Origin of the sequence: Methylobacterium sp. Leaf118, from assembly GCF_920984675.1 — a bacterium.
Classification (GTDB): Bacteria; Pseudomonadota; Alphaproteobacteria; order Rhizobiales; family Beijerinckiaceae; genus Methylobacterium.
On the sequence record NZ_CAKLBV010000036.1, the window covers coordinates 40,113 to 47,077 of the forward strand.

General features: G+C 70.8%; 5 protein-coding genes. 2 read left to right on the plus strand and 3 right to left on the minus strand.

The genetic code is table 11. The features are described from left to right. Window positions 1–52 precede the first annotated feature (52 nt). The 3 genes from purH to sseA form a co-directional block, all read right to left on the minus strand. Window positions 53–1,651 carry a bifunctional phosphoribosylaminoimidazolecarboxamide formyltransferase/IMP cyclohydrolase gene (gene purH, locus LW587_RS15430; protein WP_232630474.1) on the minus strand — a complete coding sequence of 533 codons (1,599 nt, stop codon included), beginning with the start codon at window positions 1,649–1,651 and terminating at the stop codon, window positions 53–55. A 115-nt stretch (window positions 1,652–1,766) separates the two neighbouring features. Next, complete coding sequence (locus LW587_RS15435; RefSeq protein WP_232630475.1) at window positions 1,767–3,476, minus strand: heparinase II/III family protein; 1,710 nt, start codon at window positions 3,474–3,476, stop codon at window positions 1,767–1,769. Between the two features lie 210 nt (window positions 3,477–3,686). Next, complete coding sequence (sseA, locus tag LW587_RS15440; RefSeq protein ID WP_232630476.1) at window positions 3,687–4,538, minus strand: 3-mercaptopyruvate sulfurtransferase; 852 nt, start codon at window positions 4,536–4,538, stop codon at window positions 3,687–3,689. Window positions 4,539–4,726: 188 nt separating this feature from the next. Here sseA and LW587_RS15445 point away from each other — a divergent pair, with 188 nt between their 5' ends. Continuing rightward, window positions 4,727–4,963: a hypothetical protein gene (locus tag LW587_RS15445; RefSeq protein WP_232630477.1), complete on the plus strand. Its 237-nt coding sequence runs from the start codon at window positions 4,727–4,729 to the stop codon at window positions 4,961–4,963. Between the two features lie 256 nt (window positions 4,964–5,219). Beyond that, window positions 5,220–6,410 carry a complex I NDUFA9 subunit family protein gene (locus tag LW587_RS15450; protein WP_232630478.1) on the plus strand — a complete coding sequence of 397 codons (1,191 nt, stop codon included), beginning with the start codon at window positions 5,220–5,222 and terminating at the stop codon, window positions 6,408–6,410. Window positions 6,411–6,965: the final 555 nt, after the last annotated feature.

Consider the following 6,965-nt stretch of genomic DNA (forward strand, 5'->3'; position numbering starts at 1 on the left):
GGTCGAAGCCGTTCCAGGAGAAGCCCGGGCGTGAAATGCCGGCGCCCTGGGCTCAATGCCGGAAGTGGCGCACCCCCGTGAACACCATGGCCAGCCCCGCTCCATCGGCCGCCTTGATCACGTCCTCGTCCCGCATCGAGCCGCCGGGCTGGATCACCGCCGTGGCGCCGGCCTCGGCCGCGGCGAGCAGGCCGTCGGGGAAGGGGAAGAAGGCGTCGGACGCGACGGCCGATCCCTTGGCGAGGCTCTCCGACAATCCAAGGCGCGTCGCGGCTTCCGCGGCCTTGCGGGCGGCGGTGATCGAGGAATCGACCCGCGACATCTGGCCGGCGCCGATCCCGACGGTGGCGCCGTCGCGGGCGTAGACGATGGCGTTCGATTTCACGTGCTTGGCGACCCGGTAGGCGAAGCGCATGTCGGCGAGTTCGTCGTCGGTCGGCGCGCGCTTCGTCACGACGGTGAGCGTCATGTCCTCGACCGTCGCCGCGTCGCGGCTCTGCACGAGGAAACCGCCGGTGACGGTGCGGATCGTGTCGCCCTTCGCCCGCGGATCGGGCAGGCCACCGGCCAGCAGGAGCCGCAGGTTCTTCTTGGCGCCGATGATCGCCTTCGCCTCGTCCGAGGCGTCGGGGGCGATGATGACCTCGGTGAAGATCTCCACGATCTTGCGGGCGGCCTCGGCGTCGAGGAGCTGGTTGAGGGCGACGATGCCGCCGAAGGCCGAGGTCGGGTCGCAGGCCAAGGCCCGCTCATAGGCCGAGAGCAAGCTGTCGCCCTGGGCCACGCCGCAGGGATTGGCGTGCTTGATGATCGCCACCGCCGCCTGGCGGGCGGGATCGAACTCCGCGACGCATTCGTAGGCCGCGTCGGTGTCGTTGAGATTGTTGTAGGACAGCGCCTTGCCCTGGATCTGCCGGGCGGTGGCGATCCCGGGGCGCAGGATTCCGGGCAGGCGGTAGAAGGCGGCGGTCTGGTGCGGATTCTCGCCGTAGCGCAGGCCCTGGGCCAGGGTGCCGCCGAGCGTCCGGAAGGCGGGCGCCTCGGCCTCGCCCTCGACCTGGGCCAGCCAGTTGGCGATGGCGGCATCGTAGGCGGAGGTGCGCGCGAAGGCCTTCCGCGCCAGCCGCCGCCGTGTCGCGGCGGTGAGGGTGCCCTCGCCCCTGCGCAGCTCGTCGAGCAGGACCCCGTACTCACTGACATCGACCACGACGGCTACGTCGGCATGATTCTTCGACGCCGCGCGGATCATGGCGGGTCCGCCGACATCGATGTTTTCGACGCAGTCCTCGTAAGGCCTGCCCGCCTTCAGCGTCTCCTCGAACGGGTAGAGATTGACGACGAGCAGATCGATCGCACCGATCCCGTGGGCCGCCAACGCGGCCTGGTGTTCGGGATTGTCGCGCACGGCGAGCAGCCCCCCATGCACGGCCGGGTGCAACGTCTTGACCCGCCCGTCCATCATCTCGGGGAAGCGCGTCAGCTCGGCCACCTCGGTGACGGCAAGGCCGGCCTCGGAGAGCGCCCGGTGGGTGCCCCCGGTCGAGACCAGCTCGATTCCGAGGTCGGCCAGTGCGCGGGCGAAATCGACGAGCCCGGTTTTGTCCGAGACGGAGAGGAGGGCGCGGGTCACCCGGATGTGGTCGCGCGGCATCGTGGTCGCCTCTGCGGGAGAAAGTTGGGGGCGGGTAGCACGGATCGGGCCGCGGCGGCCAGTTGCACTGCAGCAAGTGCCGGCCGCGCCTTCACTTTGTCCCCTCCTCGATCGGTCAGACGCGCTCGATCCGCCACCGCACCCGGGCGTCCTCGACCACCGTGAGGTGCAGGACGATCTGGGTGGTCTTGCGCGCGCCGACCACGCCCGCGAAGTAGACGCTCTCCTCCAGGGCGAGCGTCGCGCCCTCGGCGGTGAAGAGCCATGCCTCGCCGGTCGTCAGCGTGAGCGCGACGCCGCCTTCCGGATCGGCCCGCGCCGTCACGGAGGTGTGGAGATGGAAGCGCACCGCGACCGCCCGCGGTCGACCGCCATGGCGGCCCTCGCGGCGGAAGGCGTCCTCGCCCTCCAGGCATTCGGGATCGGCCGAGAGGCGCCAGCGGCGCTCGTGGATCACGCCGAAGGCCGCGAGATAGCCGTCATGCCGGGCGGCGAGCACTGCGGCCCCCGGCTCGGTGCGCCGTTCCACGGTGACGGGGCCGGGACCACTCAGGACCACCGGACCGCGCCGACGCAGAAGCCAACTGGCCGCGAGGCGCCCGCCGAACCAGCCCTCCGGCTCGCCGAGGAAGCGGCAGGAGGAGGTGTCGGCGACCGTGGCGGTGGAATGGGCGGCGGTGCTGCGGGCCATCCGGCGCAGCTCGTTCCCGCTCGCCGGCATGCCGCAATTGACGACGATGCGCTGCGCCCCGCTCGTCAGCTCGAAGGAGAGGCAGCCCGCACCGGCATTGCGCGATTGCGGCAGGGGAGGGGGCGGGCCGACATCGCATACGACGACGACGCGGCCGGTCTCGAGGCGGGCATAGCCCGAATGGGGCCCATACATCAGCGGTTCGGTGCCGGCGCCGGCATAGACCAGGAGCGTGGCGAGGTGGTCGGCCGCGGTGACGCCCATGCCGTTGAAGTGACTGAGCGAGGCGTCGCCGTGGCGGAGCAGGCGCAGGGCCGGCAACATCCGGTCGACGGCGCGCAGCAGCGCCTCCGGCGGGTCGACGTTGCGGCTGAGGAAGCTCTGGCGCAGGGGCAGCAGATCGAGCAGCAGCTCCATGGCAAAGCGCGGATCGCGGGAGCGATGCCCGCCATCGGGCAGGATCTGCCGGTCGAGCTCGCGCACGAGAACGCGGGTGGCCCGGCGCAGGATCGCCTCGATGCCTTCGCAGCACAGGCCCGCATAAGTCAGCGCCACCGCCGCGAGGAGCCGCGATTGCGGTGGAGCCGAACGGCTCAGCGAACGCTCGAGTTCCCGTGCGCCGCGCCCGACGATTTTCAGGAAGCCCTGATAGAAGGCGTGGTCGGCCCCTTCGAGCACCAGGGGCGACTGGCACAGGAACGAGATCAGCCGGCGCGAGGCGACCGGGACGAGGCTGGCGCGCGCGGCCTCGCCGCGACCGTTCATGAAATCCGATACGAACGCGCGCGCATTGGCGCGGGCGAGCGCCGTATCGGCGGCCCGCAGGTGCCGGAGCCAGCCGAATCCGTAGAGGGCGTCCGCCCATTCGGGCGAGGGGGGATCGTAATCGAAGGGCGAGCGCCCGCTCACCACCAGGGAGCGGCCGGCGAACACGAACAAGCCGGCATAGATATCGTCCGCGAGCGAGGCATCGCTGGTGCGCAGATCGTGCGGGGCGATGACGAGGCCGGTGACCCGGGCGCGGGTCAGGATATCCGGCCGCGCCGTGAACCGGCCGACCTGCTCACGGGCGGCACGGACCACCTCTCGGCCGAGCAGGCGGTAGAGCTGCCAGCGTTGGGGGCCTCTGGCCAACCCGTTTCCTCCGAACCGCGCGTGTGAGATCGACCCGATTGGGGTGGTGAGCGCCCGTATCCGCGGGCGAACCTCCCCGCAGGTCGGACCGGCAACAGCCGAGCTTAGCCGGACCCTCTTAACCTTTCGTTGAGGCTGTGTCGTCCGGCTTCCCCGCGACGTCCCCCGAAGTCGCGCATCCGAGAGAGAGGCCGCACGGAGCGCGGGGGATCAGGCGGCCGGCCCGGTCTCCACGGGCCGCGCCGCGTCCGATCCCCATTCCGACCACGAGCCGTCATAGAGGGCGCGCGGCGGCCGGCCGAGGGTTTCGAGGGCGAGCGAGACGATCGCCGCGGTCACGCCCGAACCGCAGGTGGTGATGACCGGCCGGTCGAGATCGACCCCGGCCTCGGCCATGGCGGCCCGCAGCGAGGCCTCGTCCCGCAGGCGACCATTCGCCTGGAGGGCGGCGTAATGAAGGTTCTTCGCACCTGGCATGTGGCCGGGGCGCACGCCGGGGCGCGGCTCCGCCTCCTCGCCCCGGAAGCGCGGGCCGGAGCGCGCATCGACCACCTGGGCCGCGCCACCGCTCAGCGCCCGGGCGATGTCGTTGGCGTCGGCGACGGCGCCACCGTCGAGGCGGGCGGTGAAGTGGCGTCGGTCGCGCGGGCGGCCGTCGCCGTCTTCCGTCGGATAGCCGGCCGCGAGCCAGGCGGGCATGCCGCCCTCGAGGATCGTCACGTCGCGCATGCCGAAGGTCCGCAGCATCCACCGCACCCGCGGCGCCGAGAACAGGCCCAACCCGTCGTAGACGACGACCTGGGCTCCGTCGCCCACGCCGAGCGCGCGCATCTTCGAGGAGAACACCTCCGGCCGCGGAAGCATGTGGGGCAGGAGAGAGTCGGTGTCGCTCATCGCGTCGAGGTCGAAGCGGATCGCGCCCGGGATATGGGCGGCGAGGTATTCGGCCTGGGCATCGCGCCCCTGTGCGGGCAGGTACCAGGACGCGTCGAGCACCACGAGATCGGGCGCGCTGAGATGCTGGTGCAGCCAGTCCGGCGTGACGAAGGGCGATGTCGCCATGGTTGTTCCCGTTTGCCCGGATGCCCCGTGTGAAGTCATCACATCCGGCATCGGCGCCGGTTCGGCAAGGCCGAAGCCCTGTTTGCCGCGACGCTCCGGGGCGATCGTAGGGGCCGGGCTGGCGCGCGGCGCCGCCACCCCCATCTTCGCCCAAAGCCGGAAGCGGCAGCCTCGAGGAAACGGACCGCGTGCGAGAGACCTACCATATCGAAGTGCTCGGGCCCGAGGAGCCCGAGGCGCCGGGCGGCGTGCAGCAGCGGATGTCCGTGCGCGTGGCCGATCTCGAAGGGGCGACGGAGCGAGCGCGTCGTCTGTTCGCCCGGGCCCGGGTGCCGCAACGCTCCGGCACCGCCCCGGAGGCGGTGCGGGTCATCGACGGCGCCGGCATCGAGGTGTTTCGCATGAGCCGGTTCGACGAGGCGTAGCGCGCGGGTCGCACGATGTCTCGCGCGATCGCCGCGTCTCGGGCCCGGCCTTGGCGCAATGTGTCACGGCCCGCGTCCGGCCGCGACGCGAGAATGCTGAGAGTCCGGCCGTTTCCTGCGCAATGCCGGCTGTCCTCAGCCTCAAACTGGTCTAAGGAGCGTGCTGCCGACGGTCGCGTTCCGTGGCCCGTCGGCCGTGCGGCCGGCCCGTGGACCGGTCGCGCCGTGTTTCCCGAGGAAGGGTTTCCCGTCGGCCATGACCACTCAAAGCAGCGGCCCTTATAGCTCCGAGCGTCACGAATCCGGGCCGCTCCGTCCGCAATCGCAGCTCGTCACCGTGTTCGGCGGCTCCGGCTTCCTTGGCCGCCACGTGGTGCGGGCCTTGGCCAAGCGCGGCTACCGCATCCGGGTCGCCGTCCGCCGCCCGGACCTCGCGCTGTTCCTGCAGCCCCTGGGCAAGGTCGGCCAGATCGTCGCCGTGCAGGCGAATCTCCGCTATCCGGACTCGGTCCGCCGGGCGGTCGAACACGCGGATATCGTGGTCAACCTCGTCGGCATCCTCCAGGAAAGCGGCGTCCAGCGCTTCTCGACCCTGCAGACGGAAGGGGCCGGCACGATCGCCCAGGCCGCGGCGGCGGTCGGCGCCCGCATGGTCCATGTCTCGGCGATCGGCGCCGACGAGACCTCTCCATCGCTCTATGCCCGCTCGAAGGCCCTCGGCGAGGCCGAGGTTCTGCGGGCGTGCCCGGAGGCGGTCATCGTCCGGCCCTCCCTGGTATTCGGCCCCGGTGACGGGTTCTTCAACCGTTTCGCCTCGCTGGCGACCTTCCTGCCGGCCTTGCCCCTCGCGGGCGGGCAATCGCGTTTCCAACCGGTCTATGTCGGCGACGTCGCCGAGGCGGTGGCCCGGGCTGTGGACGGGCAGGCCCGAGGCGGGGCGGTCTACGAACTCGGCGGGCCGGAGGTGAATACGCTCGAATCCCTCGTTCGCTACATGCTCGAGGTGACGATGCGCCGCCGCCTCGTGGTGGATCTGCCGCGACCGGTGGCGCGGCTCCAGGCGCGGGTGCTGGAAGCGGTCGACACGCTCACCTTCGGACTTCTGCCGGATACGCTCAAGCTGACGCGCGATCAGGTCGTTCTGCTCCAGAGCGACAACGTCGTCTCGGAGGCCGCGAAGGCGGAGGGGCGCACCCTCGAGGCCCTCGGCATCGTGCCGACCGCCATCGAGGCCGTGGTGCCGGGCTATCTGTGGACCTACCGCAAGGCCGGGCAATTCGCCCAGGGACGCGGCACCGAAGCACAAGCTGCCGTTCCGGACATGATCGCCTCGCAGAGCCAAGCGACGGAATCCCAGCACCGCCCGGAGCGCGCGAGCGGCCCGGCGATTGGGCAAGAGGCGGCCGGCCAGAGCCGGATGGGCGCCCGCTGGGGAACGCGGGGCTGAGGCGGCGCACCCCTTCCTTGGACCGGCCCTCCGAAGCGTCCGGGCGGCCTGTGGCGGGCGCGGCGCGGTTTTTTTTGATTTTCCGATTGACGGTTGGGTGTTGGGGCCGTAGAAGCATTTTCACCGACGGGGCGCCCCGGTCCACCACTTGGCGGGCCGGGGCGAACAAGCGGTGATCGGGATCTGTTGGTGGAGCGGCGCTGATCCGGGCGACTGGATCGGTCGATTGCTGTCCTTCTGGTTCTGGTGTGTCAGCCGGTTTGGCCGCTCTTGCGGTTTGGATGTCGGGTTGACAGGGTGGTTGGCCGGCTCTAGAAGCCGCCCACCGCTGAGGCGGGGCTCTGAGCAGGGACTTCGGTCGCTGCCGCTGACGAGCCCGCCGCGGACCAATCGCTGAGGACGGGGCTGATCGGGCCGGGCAACCGGAGCGATGACGCGTCTTCAGCAGAAGGATTGTACCCTTGGGTACAGGCTTCGCGCTCTTTGACAAGTTGAGATTGAGAAAGAGAAACGTGGGCGGCTTGTTTTCGTCCTTGCGGGTCTGGCGTGAGCTGG

What these genes read in the sequence shown, in the direction of transcription:
- purH (WP_232630474.1), bottom strand. Translation starts at nt 1,651, where the DNA reads ATGCCGCGCGACCACATCCGGGTGACCCGCGCCCTCCTCTCCGTCTCG.
- sseA (WP_232630476.1), bottom strand. Translation starts at nt 4,538, where the DNA reads ATGGCGACATCGCCCTTCGTCACGCCGGACTGGCTGCACCAGCATCTC.
- LW587_RS15450 (WP_232630478.1), top strand. Translation starts at nt 5,220, where the DNA reads ATGACCACTCAAAGCAGCGGCCCTTATAGCTCCGAGCGTCACGAATCC.